This is a genomic window from Saccharomonospora azurea NA-128, from assembly GCF_000231055.2.
GTDB classification, from domain to species: domain Bacteria; phylum Actinomycetota; class Actinomycetes; order Mycobacteriales; family Pseudonocardiaceae; genus Saccharomonospora; species Saccharomonospora azurea.
This window is the reverse complement of sequence record NZ_CM001466.1, coordinates 907,728-924,246: the sequence shown is the minus strand read 5'-3', so window position 1 is coordinate 924,246 and position 16,519 is coordinate 907,728. Positions and strand designations below refer to the sequence as shown.

General features: G+C 70.0%; 17 protein-coding genes. 12 read left to right on the top strand and 5 right to left on the bottom strand.

Translation table 11 applies throughout. The features are described 5' to 3' along the window. The first annotated feature begins 135 nt into the window (after nucleotides 1-135). Entirely contained in the window at nucleotides 136-399 is a 264-nt protein-coding gene (locus SACAZDRAFT_RS04135) for a phosphoribosyl-ATP diphosphatase (RefSeq protein ID WP_005438981.1), read from the top strand. A gap of 116 nt (nucleotides 400-515) precedes the next feature. Then, nucleotides 516-1,361: an ATP phosphoribosyltransferase gene (hisG, locus tag SACAZDRAFT_RS04130; protein WP_005438980.1), complete on the top strand. Its 846-nt coding sequence runs from the start codon at nucleotides 516-518 to the stop codon at nucleotides 1,359-1,361. Between the two features lie 37 nt (nucleotides 1,362-1,398). Here the strand turns inward: hisG and SACAZDRAFT_RS04125 are convergent, their stop codons facing one another. From SACAZDRAFT_RS04125 to SACAZDRAFT_RS04115, 3 genes are all read right to left on the bottom strand, one after another. After that, entirely contained in the window at nucleotides 1,399-2,328 is a 930-nt protein-coding gene (locus tag SACAZDRAFT_RS04125; RefSeq protein ID WP_005438979.1) for a ParA family protein, read from the bottom strand. Between the two features lie 95 nt (nucleotides 2,329-2,423). Beyond that, a complete protein-coding gene (locus SACAZDRAFT_RS04120; protein ID WP_005438978.1) occupies nucleotides 2,424-3,212 on the bottom strand; it encodes a thioesterase family protein in 789 nt (262 codons plus the stop codon). A 32-nt stretch (nucleotides 3,213-3,244) separates the two neighbouring features. Next, entirely contained in the window at nucleotides 3,245-4,198 is a 954-nt protein-coding gene (locus tag SACAZDRAFT_RS04115) for a RecB family exonuclease (RefSeq protein WP_005438977.1), read from the bottom strand. A 197-nt stretch (nucleotides 4,199-4,395) separates the two neighbouring features. On the opposite strand from SACAZDRAFT_RS04115, the gene SACAZDRAFT_RS04110 reads away from it, so the two are divergent. Both SACAZDRAFT_RS04110 and SACAZDRAFT_RS04105 read left to right on the top strand, forming a co-directional pair. Beyond that, nucleotides 4,396-5,520 (top strand): site-2 protease family protein, encoded by a 1,125-nt coding sequence (locus SACAZDRAFT_RS04110; RefSeq protein ID WP_005438976.1) that lies wholly within the window; start codon nucleotides 4,396-4,398, stop codon nucleotides 5,518-5,520. A gap of 79 nt (nucleotides 5,521-5,599) precedes the next feature. Further along, nucleotides 5,600-6,421: a tRNA (adenine-N1)-methyltransferase gene (locus tag SACAZDRAFT_RS04105; RefSeq protein ID WP_005438974.1), complete on the top strand. Its 822-nt coding sequence runs from the start codon at nucleotides 5,600-5,602 to the stop codon at nucleotides 6,419-6,421. Between the two features lie 134 nt (nucleotides 6,422-6,555). On the opposite strand, the gene SACAZDRAFT_RS04100 is transcribed toward SACAZDRAFT_RS04105, so the two are convergent. Then, nucleotides 6,556-7,233 carry an Rv0361 family membrane protein gene (locus tag SACAZDRAFT_RS04100; RefSeq protein ID WP_005438972.1) on the bottom strand — a complete coding sequence of 226 codons (678 nt, stop codon included), beginning with the start codon at nucleotides 7,231-7,233 and terminating at the stop codon, nucleotides 6,556-6,558. A 310-nt stretch (nucleotides 7,234-7,543) separates the two neighbouring features. Between SACAZDRAFT_RS04100 and arc the strand changes: the two genes are divergently transcribed. The 8 genes from arc to SACAZDRAFT_RS04060 all read left to right on the top strand — a co-directional run bounded on the left by arc (nucleotide 7,544) and on the right by SACAZDRAFT_RS04060 (nucleotide 15,387). Next, nucleotides 7,544-9,349 (top strand): proteasome ATPase, encoded by a 1,806-nt coding sequence (gene arc, locus SACAZDRAFT_RS04095; protein WP_005438971.1) that lies wholly within the window; start codon nucleotides 7,544-7,546, stop codon nucleotides 9,347-9,349. A gap of 124 nt (nucleotides 9,350-9,473) precedes the next feature. Next, nucleotides 9,474-9,863, top strand: coding sequence for a hypothetical protein (locus SACAZDRAFT_RS04090; RefSeq protein WP_050954333.1), 390 nt, complete (start codon nucleotides 9,474-9,476; stop codon nucleotides 9,861-9,863). Nucleotides 9,864-9,889: 26 nt separating this feature from the next. Further along, complete coding sequence (locus SACAZDRAFT_RS04085) at nucleotides 9,890-10,828, top strand: aldo/keto reductase (protein ID WP_040927658.1); 939 nt, start codon at nucleotides 9,890-9,892, stop codon at nucleotides 10,826-10,828. Nucleotides 10,829-10,919: 91 nt separating this feature from the next. Beyond that, entirely contained in the window at nucleotides 10,920-12,422 is a 1,503-nt protein-coding gene (gene dop, locus SACAZDRAFT_RS04080) for a depupylase/deamidase Dop (RefSeq protein WP_005438966.1), read from the top strand. Between the two features lie 115 nt (nucleotides 12,423-12,537). Next, entirely contained in the window at nucleotides 12,538-12,735 is a 198-nt protein-coding gene (locus tag SACAZDRAFT_RS04075; RefSeq protein WP_005438964.1) for a ubiquitin-like protein Pup, read from the top strand. Between the two features lie 96 nt (nucleotides 12,736-12,831). Next, nucleotides 12,832-13,692, top strand: a complete 861-nt coding sequence (gene prcB / locus SACAZDRAFT_RS04070; RefSeq protein WP_005438962.1) for a proteasome subunit beta — start codon at nucleotides 12,832-12,834, stop codon at nucleotides 13,690-13,692. A 79-nt stretch (nucleotides 13,693-13,771) separates the two neighbouring features. Further along, the gene (gene prcA, locus SACAZDRAFT_RS04065; protein WP_005438960.1) at nucleotides 13,772-14,554 is read left to right on the top strand and encodes a proteasome subunit alpha; all 783 of its coding nucleotides are present in this window, start codon (nucleotides 13,772-13,774) and stop codon (nucleotides 14,552-14,554) included. 8 nt (nucleotides 14,555-14,562) lie between these two features. Further along, nucleotides 14,563-15,387: an MOSC domain-containing protein gene (locus tag SACAZDRAFT_RS04060; RefSeq protein WP_005438958.1), complete on the top strand. Its 825-nt coding sequence runs from the start codon at nucleotides 14,563-14,565 to the stop codon at nucleotides 15,385-15,387. A 13-nt stretch (nucleotides 15,388-15,400) separates the two neighbouring features. On the opposite strand, the gene SACAZDRAFT_RS04055 is transcribed toward SACAZDRAFT_RS04060, so the two are convergent. Then, a partial coding sequence (locus SACAZDRAFT_RS04055) for a bifunctional phosphatase PAP2/diacylglycerol kinase family protein (RefSeq protein WP_005438957.1) occupies nucleotides 15,401-16,519 on the bottom strand: 1,119 nt, incomplete at its 5' end.

Here is a 16,519-nt window from a genome sequence, read left to right as displayed (position 1 = left end):
TCGCACGGTGACGAGTCGAATTCAGCAAAGTGGATGTCGTCGGACAAGTCAACTCCGTCTGGCCCCGCTCTGTTCCCGCGGGGGGCCACTGGGTCGCTCGACGGGAAAGGGGCGCAGGATGGGAGGATCCTAGCCGTGAAAACCTTCGACGAGCTGTACGCCGAGTTGACCGAGCGGGCCCGCACCCGCCCCGAAGGATCGGGCACCGTCGAGGCGCTGGCGGCCGGAGTCCATGCGCAGGGCAAGAAGGTGCTGGAAGAGGCCGGCGAGGTCTGGATCGCCGCCGAGTACGAGTCGGACGAGCGGCTGGCGGAGGAGGTCTCCCAGCTGCTGTACCGGGTCCAGGTGCTCATGCTGGGCCGGGGGCTCACGCTCGAGGACGTCTACCGCCACCTGTGAGCGCCGTCTCGCGTCAGCGGGTGGCGCCGAGCACCACGCACCGGTGAGAGTGAACGGTGCGAGCCGTGCCCGATCACGGCGTCGTGTCAGAACGGTCAGTGAGGAAGGACACCAACATGCTGCGGGTCGCAGTGCCGAACAAGGGAGCGCTGGCGGGGCCGGCGTCGGAGATGCTCGCTGAGGCGGGTTATCGGCAGCGACATGAGCAGCGCGATCTGACCGTGCCCGACCCCGCGAACGACGTCGAGTTCTTCTTCCTCCGGCCGAAGGACATCCCGATCTACGTGGGCTCGGGGGAGCTGGACCTCGGAATCACGGGCCGCGACCTCGCGCTCGATTCGGGTGCTCCGGTGGACGAGACGCTGTCGCTCGGTTTCGGTGGCTCCACGTTCCGCTACGCGGCTCCGGCGGGCCGCGAGTGGTCGGTCGTCGACCTGCAGGGCAAGCGCCTCGCCACGTCGTACCCGAGGCTGGTGCGGGACGACCTCGCCCGGCACGGCGTCGAGGCCGAGGTCATCCGCCTGGACGGGGCCGTGGAGATCTCGATCCAGCTCGGTGTGGCTGACGTGATCGCCGACGTCGTCGGCTCGGGTCGCACTCTGCGGCAACACAACCTCGTGGCCTTCGGCGACCCGATCTGCGTGTCCGAGGCGGTTCTCGTGCATCGCAGGGACGGTGAGAAGTCGCCGAAGATCGCCCAGCTCACCGCACGACTGCAGGGCGTGGTGTTCGCGCAGCAGTACATGATGCTCGACTACAACTGCCCGCGGGACCTGCTGGACAAGGCCACGGCCATCACCCCGGGCCTGGAGTCGCCGACGGTGTCGCCGCTCGCGCACACCGACTGGGTCGCGGTGCGGGCGATGGTGCCTCGCAAACGCGTCAACGCGATCATGGACGAGCTCGCCGCCGTCGGAGCGCGGGCGGTGCTCGCCTCCGACATCCGCGCCAGCCGTCTCTGAGCCACCGAACGGCACCGAACGGCACCGCTCCGGCAGATCAGCTGGGGCGGTGCCGTTTCGGCAGGAGGTCGTAGAGTTTGCGGCGGGCACCGCTGTCGTTGGCCGAGCGGGCACTCGACACCTCGGCGATGAACTCCTCGAAGACGAACTCCTGCTCCGGCGGGTTCGGTGGGGTGGCCTCGGCGGCCGCACCCGTGTCGAGGACCCGGGCGATCTCCCGGAACGCGGCGGCCTGAGCGGTCTCCGGAGCGAACGTGGTGACCGGGATCCCGCGGGACGCGGCCTCGTTCACCACCACGCCCAGGGGCACGTGGGCCAGGACCGGGATGTCGAAGCTCTCGAGCTCCCGCAAGGCCGCCGCCGCGTACGCGGAGACCGGCCTGCGGTACAGACCCGGAACGAGACCGTGGTAGACCAGCGGTGGCCGTCCCACCGCCGCCTCCAGGTAGCCGATCTGCTCGCGCATCAGCCGCAGAGCGCGGATGCTCGTGCGGTCGGGCTGCACCGGCACCAGCACGCCGTGACTCGCCACGAGCGCGTTGTTCGTCAGCACGTCCAGCGCGGGCGGGCAGTCGATGACGACGTGGTCGTAGTTCGCGAACTGGATGACCCTCGCCAGCTGCCATCCGGGCACGCGGAACTGGTCGAGCCGCCGGATCAGGTCGAACATGCCGGGCGAGGTCGGGATCACGTCGAACGCGCCGCCTCGGCCGACCTTGGCCCGAGGGTGGGCGATCACCAGTTCCTCGATCGGCCCTCGCCAGGTCTTGGTCAGGGCCTTGGCGAGGCTCGGCGCCTCCGGAGGTGGTTCCGCCAGCCCCAACATCTCGGTGGTGGCGTGTCCCTGGGGGTCGAGGTCGATGAGCAGCACCCGTCGCCCGCGCTCGGCCAGGGCGGCGGCTGTCCCGACGCTCAGGGCCGTCTTGCCGACCCCACCCTTCTGGTTGACCACCGAAGTGATCTGCACAGTGCCCCAGCTCCCGTCTCGTGATCTCCGAGCAGGTTAGTGGATCAATGTCGCGAAAGTCAGCTCCGTGTCACCGAAAGAGTTCGGTGGAGCCCTCAGCGGCGGCGCACCAACAGTGCCTGCGCTCCCGCCGCGACCGGCCCCTCCCCGTCGTGGAGCGTGCTGCGCGCGGTCGCGGTGCCCCGAGGCCCCACAGTTGTCGCGGCGTCGAGTCCGATCCACTCGCCCACCGGCTCGCGCTGCACGTGCACGGTCAGTTCGGTGTTGATGAACAGCCAGTGCCGCGGGTCCAACTCCTGGGACACCCCGCTGCCGGAGTCGGCGACGGTGAACACGCGTTGCAGCGGGCTCGGCTGCTCGTCGTCCACGAGCGCCACCCGCTGGCGGGCCCAGACGGCGGCGGGTCCGGCGGTGGTGACGGCTCCCCGTGCAGCGCGCCACTCCATGGCGTCGAGGTACCCGCCGAGCCACCCGTCCGGCCACTCGGCGGGCGCGCACTCGTCGACCGACGGCAGCACGGAGGTGGGTGTGGTGGAGGTGGGTGTGGTGGAGACCTCCGTGGTGTCGCTGACGGCGAGCCGCCACGCGGACGCGCGCGCCACCACGCGGTCGTCGGCCGCCAGGGTGGCCGACAGCAGCTCCACCGACCGGCCGGACCGGACCACCTCGGAGGAGACGGTGAGCTCCGACAACGGTGCGGGACCCAGGATCTCCACCGTCACTCTGGCGAGCTTGCGCTCGTCGTCGTCCGGCAGGGACTCGAGTTCGCGCACCAGCAGAGCCGAGGGTGGGCCGAAATGCTGCGCGTCCGGGGTCCACGGGCCGGCCGTGTGCTGGGTGGGGAGGTAGCGTCCGTCACCCTGGGACAGGTAGAAGGTTTCCATCGGAAGTCGTCTCACTCCGTTCGCCGACGCGGTCAGTCCGCGCGATCGAGGGCCGATTCCTCACCGGGGTCGGGTTCGGGCCAGCCCGGATAGTCCGGTGGGGTGCCGCCGAACGACGGGCACAGGTCCTGGTGCGAACACCAGCCGCACAACTTGCTCGGGTTGGGGCGGAAGTCACCCGTGCGCCCGGCACGCAGGATCGCCTGCCAGATGGCCTCCAGCGTCCGTTCGAACCGCGCGAGTTCCGGCTCGTCCGGCGTGTACGCGAGGGCCTGACCGTCGCTCAGGTACAGCAGCTTCAGTTGCCGCGGAACCACTCCGCGCAGCCTCCAGAGCACGACGGCGTAGAACTTCATCTGGAACATCGCCTTCGCCTCACCGATGAGTCTCGGCGCGGCTCCGGTCTTGTAGTCCACGACCCGGATCTCGCCGGTGGGAGCGACGTCGAGGCGGTCGATGTAGCCCCGCAGCAGCACTCCGGAGTCCAGTTCGGTCTCGACGTGGAGCTCACACGCCTCCGGGGAGAGGGTGCGCGGGTCCTCCAGCTCGAAGTACGAGTCGAGCAGCTTCTCCGCCGACGTGAGCCATTCGGCGACCTCCTCCGCGGAAACCGGGTCGGTGAAGATCTCCATCCACTCCGGACTCTCCTCGGAGAGTTCCGACCAGGTAGGACGGAGGAGCTCTCTCGCGGCCTCGGGGGTTCGGTCGCCTCGGGGGAGCGCGAACAGCCGTTCCAGCACCGAGTGCACCAGGGTGCCGCGCACCTGCGCCTTCGTGGGCGTCTCGGGGAGGCGGTCCACGGCGCGGAAGCGGTAGAGCAGCGGACACTGCTTGAAGTCGCCGGCCCTCGACGGGGACAGCGCCGGGCGGCGCACCTCCGTGCGCGGGGCCGCGGCGGCGGTCGACTCGGTGGCCGTCGCGGTGGCGGTCTCCGTGGCGGTCTCGGTGGCGCTCGCCGTGCCGGTGGTCGTACTGCCGTTCGCCATGCCGGGCAGCGTAACCGGACCCTACGACATCGTCGTGGCCCCGTGGCGGCCCGGCGCGTCCGCCGACGGCCGGAGTCGCCACCGACACGCGGGACATCACGGGCTTTGAACACGGTGCGTTCTACCCTCGACGAGTGCGCGCGACGAGCGAGTACAGCAGCGGCCGGTCCCGGAGTGCGAACTCCGCGGACGGCGGCATGCTGCTCTTTCGAGTCGGGGACGTCCCCGTGCTGCTCGCGCCGTCGTGGTGGTTCGGATCACTGCTCGTCGTGGTGCTCTACACCCCGCTGGTGTCGGCACTGCTGCCCCGGGCCGACCTGACGCTGTCCGCTGTGCTGGCGGCGGCGTTCGCCGTGCTGCTCGGAATCTCGGTGCTGGCCCACGAACTCGGGCACTGCGTGGTGGCGTTGCGGCTGGGAGTGCCGGTGCGGCGGGTTCGCCTGTTCCTGCTGGGTGGGCTGTCGGAGGTGGTGCGCTCGCCACGCCGTCCCGCCCAGGAGGCGTTGATCGCCGTGGCCGGGCCCGCGGTGTCGCTCGCGTTGGCGGCCGCGTGCTGGTTGCTGCTTCTGGCGGTACCCGGTGGTGGTGCCACGTGGCTCCTCGTGGCGCAGTGCGCGGTGGCCAACGCCGCGGTCGGCGTGTTCAACCTGCTGCCCGGTCTCCCGCTCGACGGGGGCCGGCTGCTGCGGGCCGGTGTGTGGGCGGTCCACGGCGCGCGCTCGATAGGGACGCGCGTGGCGGTCGTGGGTGGCGCGCTCGTGGCGGTGAGTCTGCTGGTCTGGGCGCTGTGGGGACTGGCGCAGGACAGCGACGACCGCTGGCTGCGGCTCGGAGTGGGTGTCGTGACCGCGTGGTTCGTGGCGATGGGCGCCACCGCGGAGTTCGGCTCGGACGACCGGAGGGCGTGGCCGGAGGGGCTGTCCGTGACCGACCTCATGCGCCCGGTCCTGCAACTGCCCGCCGAGAGCCCGGTGTCGGCGGCGCTCGCCGCGTCCGCCGGACGCGGTGTCGTGCTGGTCAGGGCGGACGGCGTGGCGGCCGGGTTGCTGGACGAGGAGGCCGCCGTGCGGCTGGCGTCGGCCGAACCGCAGTCGCCGGCGGAGCTGGCCGCGGAACCGATCCGCGCGGAGACCGTCCTGCTCACGTCCGACTCGCCCGACGACGTCGCCCGGCACGTCAGCACGGTGGGGACGTGGCAGTTCCTCGTCGTGGACGGCGAGGGACGGCCGACAGGGGTCCTGTGTCTGGAGGACGTGCACAGCGCGCTCGCCGCGCCAGGGGAGTACGAGGCGGCGCCGAACCGGTCGTTCCGGACCGGGTGACGGGGCCGTCGGGCAGGTCTGCGACGATCGCCTGCGGTTCTCGCCCCACGTCCGCGGGCGAGTGTGGACTGGAGGTGCGGTGTCAGCAGGGCCGTTTCGCGCGGGTGACCGGGTGCAGTTGACCGATCCGAAGGGACGGCACTACACGATCGTCCTGGCGGAGGGACAGGAATACCACACGCACCGTGGGGCGGTGCCGCACGACGCGCTGATCGGAGCGCCCGAGGGCTCGGTCGTCACCTCGACGCAGGGCACCTCCTACCTCGCGCTGCGACCGTTGCTGCCCGACTACGTGCTGTCGATGCCGCGTGGGGCGCAGGTCATCTACCCGAAGGACGCCGCCCAGATCGTGATGTGGGGAGACATGTTCCCCGGGGCGAGGGTGCTGGAGGCCGGCGCGGGTTCCGGTGCGCTGACGTGCTCGTTGCTGCGCGCCGTCGGCCCGGAGGGCAGTGTCACGTCGTACGAGGTGCGGCCCGACCACGCCGAGCACGCCGTCCGCAACGTGGAGAAGTTCTTCGGCGAGCGCCCGTCGAACTGGACGCTGCACGTCGACGACCTCGCGACGCACACCGGTGAGGTCGACCGCGTGGTGCTCGACATGCTGACCCCGTGGGAGGTGCTGCCGACCGTCTCGGAGGCGCTCGTCCCCGGCGGTGTGCTGGTGGGCTACGTGGCCACGGTGACGCAGCTGTCGACGTTCGTGGAGGCGTTGCGCGAGCAGAAGTGCTGGACCGAGCCGGAAGCCTGGGAAACGCTCGTGCGGCCCTGGCACGTGGTCGGGCTGGCCGTGCGCCCGGAGCATCGCATGATCGGGCACACGGCCTTCCTCGTGACCACGCGGCGGCTCGCGGACGGGGTCACACCGCCCCGTCCGCAGCGCAGGCCCAGCCGAGGCTGAGCGGCACTCCAGCCCACCGGCACGTTCGCGACAGGAGAAAGGCCTACCACGACCGTGTCCGCGGTAGGCCGTCGGGTTTTCGAAGTGACGACTCGACTGCTGGAGCACAACCGCCGGACCACGGTCACCGGTCGTCAGGAGACTTCAAGGCACCACTCGCCGCCCTGCTTGCGAGCTATGATCTCTCCTTCCTCGCTCCGGTCTCCGACAATGCCCTTGGCCATCGGAATCGTCGCCATGTTGCCCTTGATGGTGACCTCACCACGCCGCTCCAGGTACGCGCCTTCCGGAACGTTGCTCGGGTCGCCCTCGACGGTGCCGCATGAGATGTCGTTCAGCATGTCGGCGTCCCGCGCGCTGAAAGCGTCCACCGCCTTGTCCGCGAGCTCGGTGACCTGCTCTTTGTCGCTCCGACTGTCGCCGCTCAGCAGCAGGAACGCCGTGACGCCACCACCGGCCAGGAGCACGACCGCGACGACGATGCCGATGATGAGGCCGGTCTTCTTCTTCGGTGCCGGGCCTCCCCCGGGCTGCTGTCCGAACTGGGGACCCGCGTTCCAGGCGCCGGGCGGCTGCTGTCCGGGCTGTCCCTGGTACGGGAACTGGCCCTGCTGCTCCGGGTAGCCCTGCTGCGGGGAGGCCTGCTGTCCGGGGTAGCCCTGCTGGGGCTGACCCTGCTGTGGGTAGCCCTGCTGGCCGGGATAGGGCTGCGGGTAGCCCTGCTGGCCGGGGTGGCCCTGCTGACCGAAACCGCCCGATTGGTCGGGAAAACCCGGCTGGCCGCCCGGGTACTGGGGTGGGGGAGAAGTCACGACGTCCCTTCCTCGATCGCGCCGCCGAGTGCTCGGCGGGTCGAGAGAATCCTAAAGAACGCAGTAAACGGAATTTTTACACGCCCGGGTGTCGGAATCCCGAACGGCCTACCTCTGCCCACCTGCCTCGTCACGTGGTGTCACTGCCGTTGTGACATGCGGATGAGGCCCGCATGGCGGAGTCGCGCCGACGGTGAGCGGGTACTCCGCCGCAACCGGACGACGCGCCGATTCCGTGACACGGATAGGGCTTTTCATGTCGGTGATCGCCGGTACCGTGGAAAGAAATGCATTCCGAGGAGGTGCCGAAATGCAACACGACCTTCCCGGAGGTCGGCACGAGGAGGCCGACTCTGAGATGAGCGGAGCCGGAGGCACGGACATCCCGTCGAGCGAGCAGGCGCGTCAGATCCGCTTTCTCGAGGAGGAGGTGGCGCTGCTCCGTCGCAAGCTCACCGACTCGCCCCGTCAGAGCCGGCTGCTCGAGCAGCAGCTGGCCGAGGCGAACGAGCGGGTGAGTCAGCTCACCGAGCGCAACAACAAGCTGGTCGAGACTCTGCGTGAGGCGCGGAGCCAGCTGCTGGCGCTGCGGGAGGAGGTCGACCGACTCGCGCAACCTCCCAGCGGTTACGGCGTGTTCGTCGGCGCCTACGACGACAACACCGTGGACGTGTACACCTCGGGGCGGAAGATGCGCGTGGCCGTGTCTCCCTCCGTGGACGTCGAGGAGCTGCGGCGTGGGCAGAGTGTCCGGCTCAACGAGGCGCTGACCGTGGTCGAGAGCGGTGGCTTCGAGAGCACGGGTGAGGTGTGCACCCTGCGCGAGATGCTGGCGCCGGACACCGAGGGTGGCAGTGCCCGCGCGCTCGTGGTCGGCCACGCCGACGAGGAGCGGGTGGTCTGGTTGGCCGACCCGTTGGCCGAGCAGACCCTCAAGTCGGGCGACTCGATCCTCGTCGACTCCAAGGCCGGGTACGCCTACGAGCGGGTGCCCAAAGCCGAGGTCGAGGACCTCGTGCTGGAAGAGGTCCCGGACGTGCGGTACGAGGACATCGGTGGCCTGTTCCGGCAGATCGAGCAGATCAGGGACGCGGTCGAGCTGCCGTTCCTCCACGCCGACCTCTACACGCAGTACCAGCTGCGCCCGCCCAAGGGTGTGCTGCTCTACGGGCCGCCGGGATGCGGGAAGACGCTGATCGCCAAGGCGGTGGCCAACTCGCTCGCCAAGCAGGTGGCCGCGGCTCGGGGAGCGGCGGACGCGAAGTCCTACTTCCTCAACATCAAGGGCCCCGAGCTGCTCAACAAGTTCGTGGGCGAGACCGAGCGCCACATCAGGATGATCTTCCAGAGGGCGCGGGAGAAGGCGTCCGACGGCACCCCGGTGATCGTGTTCTTCGACGAGATGGAGTCGATCTTCCGGACGCGAGGCAGCGGTGTGTCGTCCGACGTGGAGACCACGATCGTGCCGCAGTTGCTGTCGGAGATCGACGGTGTCGAGGGGTTGGAGAACGTCATCGTCATCGGCGCCTCCAACCGCGAGGACATGATCGACCCGGCGATTCTGCGGCCGGGACGGCTCGACGTGAAGATCAAGATCGAGCGGCCGGACGCCGAGGGTGCGAAGGACATCTTCTCGAAGTACCTGACGCCCGACCTTCCGATCCACGCCGACGACCTGCGGGAGTTCGGTGGCGATCGGGAGGCCACGATCGACGCGATGATCCAGAACACGGTCGAGCGCATGTACGAGGAGACCGACGAGAACCGGTTCCTGGAGGTCACGTACGCCAACGGGGACAAGGAAGTGCTGTACTTCCGCGACTTCAACTCCGGTGCGATGATCCAGAACATCGTCGACCGGGCGAAGAAGTCGGCGATCAAGTCGGTGCTGGAGACCGAGCAGCCCGGGCTGAGGGTGCAGCACCTGCTCGACGCGATCGTCGACGAGTTCGCCGAGAACGAGGACCTGCCCAACACGACCAACCCGGACGACTGGGCACGGATCTCGGGCAAGAAGGGCGAGCGGATCGTCTACATCCGCACGCTCGTCACGGGCAAGAACCAGGAGTCCGGACGGGTGATCGACACGGCGACCAACACGGGTCAGTACCTCTGATCCTCCGGCGGGGCTCCCGCGGTGGCCTGCGGGCTCGCCGCGGGAGCCCCGTGCCGTGTCGATCCGCGGATCGCACGGCGTGTCGCGCCGAGTCGGTTGTATAACGCCCTATACGCTCGGGCGCATGGCAGAGCAATCAGTGTCCCGCCCCGAGACGACGTCGTCCTCGGAACCCGCCGAGCCCGCCGGGTCGGTGACGGCGCCCATCACGGCGGCCGACGTCCTGGCGTGGCTGGAGCGGGCGGCCGAGGCGGCCCGTGCGGGAGAGCTGGACGCGCCCGCGCTCATCGAGCTGCTGGGGCAGTTGCGGCAGGCGTCGACGGCGTGTGCGAACGCGTCCGACTGGACTCTGCTCGCGGCCCGAGAGGCGGGGGCGAGTCTGCGCCAGATCGCGCCGGTGTTCGGCAAGGGCTACGTCCGGGCCCCCGCGGCCCGGCTGGAGAAGCTGCACCGCGAGGTGCTGTCGTCCGAGCAGTTCCTCGAACTCATGCGCCGGCGCATGGGACCGGGATGACGCCCCGGGCGACTACGGTGGCGGCCATGGACACTCTGGCACGCACGGCGGTGGGGCTCGCCGCGCTCGGCAGACCTGCCTACATCAACCTCGGGCGCGAGTCGGCGCTGCCCGCGCACCGTGATGTGGACACGTTGCGCGAGCGCACGTTCGCGGTGCTGGACGCCGCCTACGCCGCCGGTGTGCGCAGGGTGGACGCCGCGAGGTCGTACGGACGTGCCGAGGAGTTCCTCGCGGCGTGGCTGGCCGAGCGGCGCCCGGACGACGTGATCGTGTCGAGCAAGTGGGGATACACCTACGTCGGGCAGTGGCGGCTCGACGCCGACGTGCACGAGGTGAAGGAACACTCGCTGGCCCGCTTCGAGGAGCAGTGGGAACAGACCCGGACGGGCCTGGGCGACGTCGTGTCCCTCTACCAGGTGCACTCCCTGACACCGGACAGCCCCTTGTTCGACGATCCCGCCCTGCTCGAGGCGCTCGCGGCGCTGGCCGACACGGGCGTGCGGGTCGGGTTCTCGACGTCGGGGCCGAAGCAGGCCGACACCGTGCGGCGGGCTCTGGAGCTGACGGTGCACGGGAGTCCGGTGTTCACCGCCGTCCAGTCGACCTGGAACCTGCTGGAACCCTCGGTGGGGACCGCGCTGCGGGAGGCCCACGACGCCGGGGCGCTCGTCCAGGTGAAGGAGACGTTGGCCAACGGCAGGCTGGCGGTCGACCCGCCCGCCGAGGTCGCCGAGACGGCGCGTCGGCACGGCATCGGCACCGACGCGCTCGCGGTCGCGGCGGTGTACGCCCAGCCGTGGGCGGACGTCGTCCTGCTCGGTCCGGCGAGCGTGGACCAGCTGCGATCCAACCTCGCGGCGGCGGCCCTGGAGCTGCCCGTGGCCGAGCTGGAGGCGCTCGCCGCCGTGGCGGTGTCGCCGGAGCGGTACTGGGCGGACCGCTCGTCGTTGGCGTGGCGGTGAGTCGGCCCCGGAGTCGAGCGGAATCCGCCGTTATCCGTCCGCGACCGCTTTTCGTCGGGGCTTTTGCGTCCACGACCCGTAGGCTTGGGGTATGCGCCGGATCATGGGAACCGAGGTGGAGTACGGGATCGCGGTACCGGGTGATGCGACCGCGAACCCGGTGTTGACGTCCACCCAGGTGGTGTTGGCCTACGCGGCGGCCGCGGACATCCCGCGGGCCCGTCGTGCTCGATGGGACTACGAGGTGGAGTCGCCGCTGCGCGACGCGCGGGGTTTCGACCTCGCCGGACCGACCCAGCAGAACCAGGACCCGGACATGGAGGACCTCGGGGCCGCCAACGTGATCCTCACGAACGGTGCCCGGCTCTATGTCGACCACGCCCACCCCGAGTACTCGGCACCCGAGGTGACCAACGCCCGGGACGCCGTCATCTGGGACAAGGCGGGCGAGCGGGTGATGGAGGAGGCGGCTCGCCGCGCCGCGACGGTGCCCGGGCAGTCGCCGTTGCAGCTCTACAAGAACAACGTCGACGGCAAGGGCGCGAGCTACGGCACGCACGAGAACTACCTCATGGCGAGGTCCACGCCGTTCACGGCGGTGATCGCCGGACTGATGCCGTTCTTCGCCTCCCGCCAGGTGTTCGCCGGTTCGGGCCGGGTCGGAATCGGGCAGCAGGGCGAACAGCCGGGCTTCCAGCTGTCGCAGCGGGCCGACTACATCGAGGTGGAGGTCGGGCTCGAGACGACGCTGAAGCGCGGCATCATCAACACGCGCGACGAACCCCACGCGGACGCGGACAAGTACCGCAGGCTGCACGTGATCATCGGGGACGCGAACCTGGCGGAGTACGCCACGTACCTCAAGCTGGGGTCGACCGCGCTGGTGATCGACATGATCGAGCACGGCATGCGGTTCGAGGAGCTCAAGCTCGACGAGCCCGTGCGCGCGGTGCACGAGATCAGCCACGACCCCACTCTCAAGACCACCGTGGAGCTCGCCAACGGCCGGAAGTACACCGGGCTCGACCTGCAGTACGCCTACCACGAGCTCGCCGCGCAGCACCTCGAGCGCGTCGGAGCGGACGAGCAGTCCAAGGAGGTGCTGCGGTTGTGGGGCGAGATCCTCGACGACCTCGTCCGCGACCCGCAGGACTGCGCGGACCGGCTCGACTGGCCCGCGAAACTGCGCCTGCTGGAGGCCTACCGCGAGCGCGACTCGCTCGGGTGGGCGGCGCCGCGCCTGCACATGGTGGACCTGCAGTACTCGGACGTGCGGCTGGACAAGGGCCTGTACAACCGCCTCGTGACGCGGGGCTCGATGAAACGCCTCGTCACCGAGGAGGAGGTGCAGGCGGCGATGATCACGCCGCCCGCGGACACCCGCGCCTACTTCCGCGGCCGGACGCTGGAGAAGTACGCGGCGTCGATCGCGGCGGCGTCCTGGGATTCGGTGATCTTCGACGTGGGCAGGGAGTCCCTCGTGCGGATCCCGACGCTCGAACCGTTGCGGGGCACCAAGGCTCACGTGGGTGCGTTGCTCGACCAGGCCGAGACCGCCGAGGAACTCGTGGAGGCGTTGACCTCGGGCGGCTGACCGGCCACGGGAGCGAGAGGACGATCGTCGACGCTCGGCCACGCCGGTGACGAAGGCTCCGGATGTCGGCGACTCTGGGTAGGCTAGAACCAAGCGGCCCGATCGGGAGGCGAACATGGCTCAGGAACGCATCGAAAAGCACGGCGGCGGCGGCGACAGCGACGACGACGTCGACACCGGCGCCCCCGCAGGCCAGGAGCAACGGGAGAAGCTCGGCGAGGACGTCGACACGATCCTCGACGAGATCGACGACGTGCTGGAGGAGAACGCGGAGGACTTCGTGCGTGCCTACGTGCAGAAGGGCGGCCAGTAGCGGTCGCGCGGCCATCTTCTAGGCTTGTCGATCAAGCAAGCGGTCGATGAGCACTGTTGTCCTGTTCATCCTCATCGAGGGGAACCACGAGCACGCATGGAACACACGCCGCGCAACGCGGGCGCCTCGCTGCCCGCTGCCTACCTGTCGTCCACGACGTCGTCCTTCGTCGACTTCCTCAAGGTGCAGGCGCCGGAGCTCCTGCCGCGCACCCGCGTGGAAGGAGCTCCGGCTCCCCACAGCCGGTTCGAACCGCCGCACGGCACCACGATCGTCGCGTCGACGTTCAACGGCGGGGTGCTGATCGCGGGTGACCGCAGGGCCACCGCGGGCAACACGATCGCCAGCCGGGACCTGGAGAAGGTGTACGTCACCGACACCTATTCGGCGGTCGGAATCGCGGGCACCGCGGGAATCGCGCTCGAACTCGTGCGGCTCTACACGGTGGAGCTCGCCCACTACGAGAAGATCGAAGGGGTCTCGCTGTCCCTGGATGGCAAGACCAACAAGCTCGCGAACATGGTGAAGGGCCACCTCGACGTCGCGATGGCCGGACTGGCCGTCCTGCCGTTGTTCGTGGGCTACGACATCGACGCCACCGACCCGAAACGGGCCGGGCGGATCGTGTCGTTCGACGTGACGGGCGGCCGGTACGAGGAGAACGCCGGGTACCACGCCATCGGCTCGGGTTCGGTGTACGCCAAGTCGTCGCTGAAGAAGCTGTACGACCCCGAGGCGGACTCCGAGTCCGCCGTGCGGGCGGCGATCGAGGCGCTCTACGACGCGGCCGACGACGACACCGCCACCGGAGGCCCGGATCTGGTGCGCAACATCTATCCCACCGTGGTGACGATCACCGCCGAGCACGGCGCGGTGCTGCTGCCTGAGTCCGAGACCGCCGCGCTCGCGCAGGCGATCGTCCGGGAACGGTCCGAACGACCGGGCCGCCTGGGCTGACGGTGATCACCCGGCGGCCGTCCGCGGCCGCCGGAACACGCAATCCTCCAGTCGATCGAGCAGAGCGGAGCCAACGCCAGTGACGATGCCGCTGTACGCCTCACCAGAGCAGTTGATGCGCGAGCGTTCGGAGCTCGCTCGTAAGGGCATCGCCCGGGGACGCAGCGTGGTCGTGCTGAAGTACCGGGGCGGTGTGCTGTTCGTGGCCGAGAACCCGTCGCCCACGCTGCACAAGGTGTCCGAGATCTACGACCGCATCGGGTTCGCCGCGGTGGGTCGCTACAGCGAGTTCGAGAGCCTGCGGCGGGGAGGTATCCGGCACGTCGACCTGCAGGGGTACATGTACGACCGCCGCGACGTCAACGCGCGGGCGCTGGCCAACGTGTACGCGCAGACGCTGAGCACCATCTTCACCGAGCAGCTCAAGCCGTTCGAGGTGGAGATCTGCGTGGCCCAGGTGGGGGACAACTCCGACGAGGACGAGCTCTACCGGCTCACCTACGACGGGTCGATCGTGATGGACGAGCCGAAGTACGTGGTCATGGGCGGCCAGACCGACGCCATCAACGCGAAGCTGAAGGACACCTACAGCGACGGGATGGAGTTGAACGCCGCGTTGGCCGTGGCGATCGAGGCGCTGCGTGCCACGCCGGCCAACACCTCCGCGTCAACGGGCTCGGCGGGAAGCAACGAGCTCAACGCGAGCAAGCTGGAAGTCGCGGTGCTCGACCGGGAGCGTCCGGGCCGCAAGTTCCGCCGGATCACCGGGGCCGCGCTCGAAGCTCTGATGCCGAGCACCCAGCAGGGCGAGGCGTCGTCGGAGAGCGCCGACTCGTCCGGCTCCGACGGCGAGAAGAGCTGACGTTTCCGGTGGCGAACGTCGCGGCACTGTTCCACTACCCGGTCAAGGGTTGCGCCGGGGTCGAGGTGTCGCAGGCCGCTCTCGGGTCCGCCGGGTTGGGTCCCGACCGCACCTTCATGGTCGTGGACCCCGACGGGCAGTTCGTCAGCCAGCGCAAGGACCCGCGGCTGGCCGTGGTGCAACCCCGGCTCACCGACGACGGTACGCGGCTGACGTTGACCGCTCCGGAGATCGAACCGCTCGACCTGCTCGTCGACACGGGCCAGGCGCGGCCACGCAGCGCCGTGCGCGTCCACGGTGAGCCCTTCACCGGCGTCGACCAGGGTGAACAGGCCGCGGACTGGTTCGCGACGCTCCTGGGGCGGCCGTGCCGACTGGTGCGGGTGCCGCCGGAGCACCACCGCGAGACCGGCGGCGAGACCGCGGGCACGGCCGGGTTCGCCGACAGCACCGCGGTGCTCGCGGTGTCCACACGCAGCCTCGACGAACTCAACGGCCGGCTGTCCGCGAAGGGCCTGCCCGCTCTGCCGATGGACCGCTTCAGGCCCAACGTCGTGATCGACGGGTGGGCGGAGCCCCACGTCGAGGACCAGGTGCGCCGGGTCGAGATCGGAGGAGCCGAACTCGGCTTCGCGAAGGTCGCGATCCGGTGTGCCGTGACCACGGTCGACCAGGACACCGGGCAGCGTCGGGGGCCCGAGCCTCTGCGCACGTTGGCGGAGTACCGGAGGATCCCCGGCGGGGTCGTCTTCGGTGCCCGGTTCGCGGTCACCCGGGCCGGGAAGGTGTCCGTCGGCGACGAACTGCGAGTGACCCGGTGGGCCTCGGCCTGAGACCGTCCGGCCGTCACGGAGACGTTCGGACGGGCCGGTAGACCGACAGGGCGCTCGGCCGGGAACGGAACCGGAACCGCCAACCGAGCGGACCCACCTCACCGTCGGTCGCGATGCGTCGATTGCCGTCCAGGATCGTGACGTCCACCGCCGCCAGGTCTTGTTGCGTGTAGACGTGACTGGTGCCCAGCGTGTTGGTGATGACGGCGAGCAGGAACCGTGCGCGGGAGTACGGCCGGTCGGCGCGCAGGTACCGCACGTCGAGCAGACCGGTGTCGAGTGCGGGCCTGCGCGACGGGATGACGCCCTTCGGGGCGTAGGTGCCGTTGCCCACGAACAACATCCACACGAGCAGCGGCTCGCCGTTGAGGCGGATCCGCAGCGGGCGGGCGTGCCGGAGCGTGCGCACCATGGCGATGACGGCCGAAGGCCACTTCGGATGGCGCTCCTCGATCTTTTCGCGCAGCCGCACCATCTCCGGGTAGCCGCCGAGACTCGCTGTGTTCACGAACCAGCGGCGGGTGGTGCCCTCGTCGCCGTGGATCTCGATCTCGCCGAGGTCGATGCCGACGGCGTCTCCCGCTCGGACGGCCGCGTCCGTGTCGGTGTGGTGACGCAGGCCGACGTCGCGCGCGAAGTGGTTGAGCGTTCCCGACGGGATGAGGGCGAGCGGAAGGCCGGTTTCGGCGGCCACCGAGGCCACCGCCGCCACGGTGCCGTCGCCACCGGCCACGGCGAGCGCCCGGACGTGGCCGGACCGTCGCCGGATCTCGTCGGTGAGCTGGGCGCGCAGGTCCCGGCCCTCGTCGGGGTGCACGATGACGGTGCGGGGCCAGAGCCCGCGGATCGAGGCCGTCGGATCCTCCGGGGGAGTACCGGAGAACGGGTTCACCACGGTGAGGAGGTCCTCGCCGTCGGGCAGGGCCGGTGCGTCGGCGGGATGGGCGGTGTGTGCCGGAGTGTCGGTGTGCAACGGCCACCAGTGCCGGGTCGCCAGGGCGACGAGCACACCGATCGCGGCGCCCGCCCCGATGTCGCTGGGCCAGTGCACGCCCGTGTGCACGCGCGAGTACGCGACGGCGGCACCCACGGGCGCCAGTGCCGCGCCGAGGGCGGGCGACTCCAGCGCGGC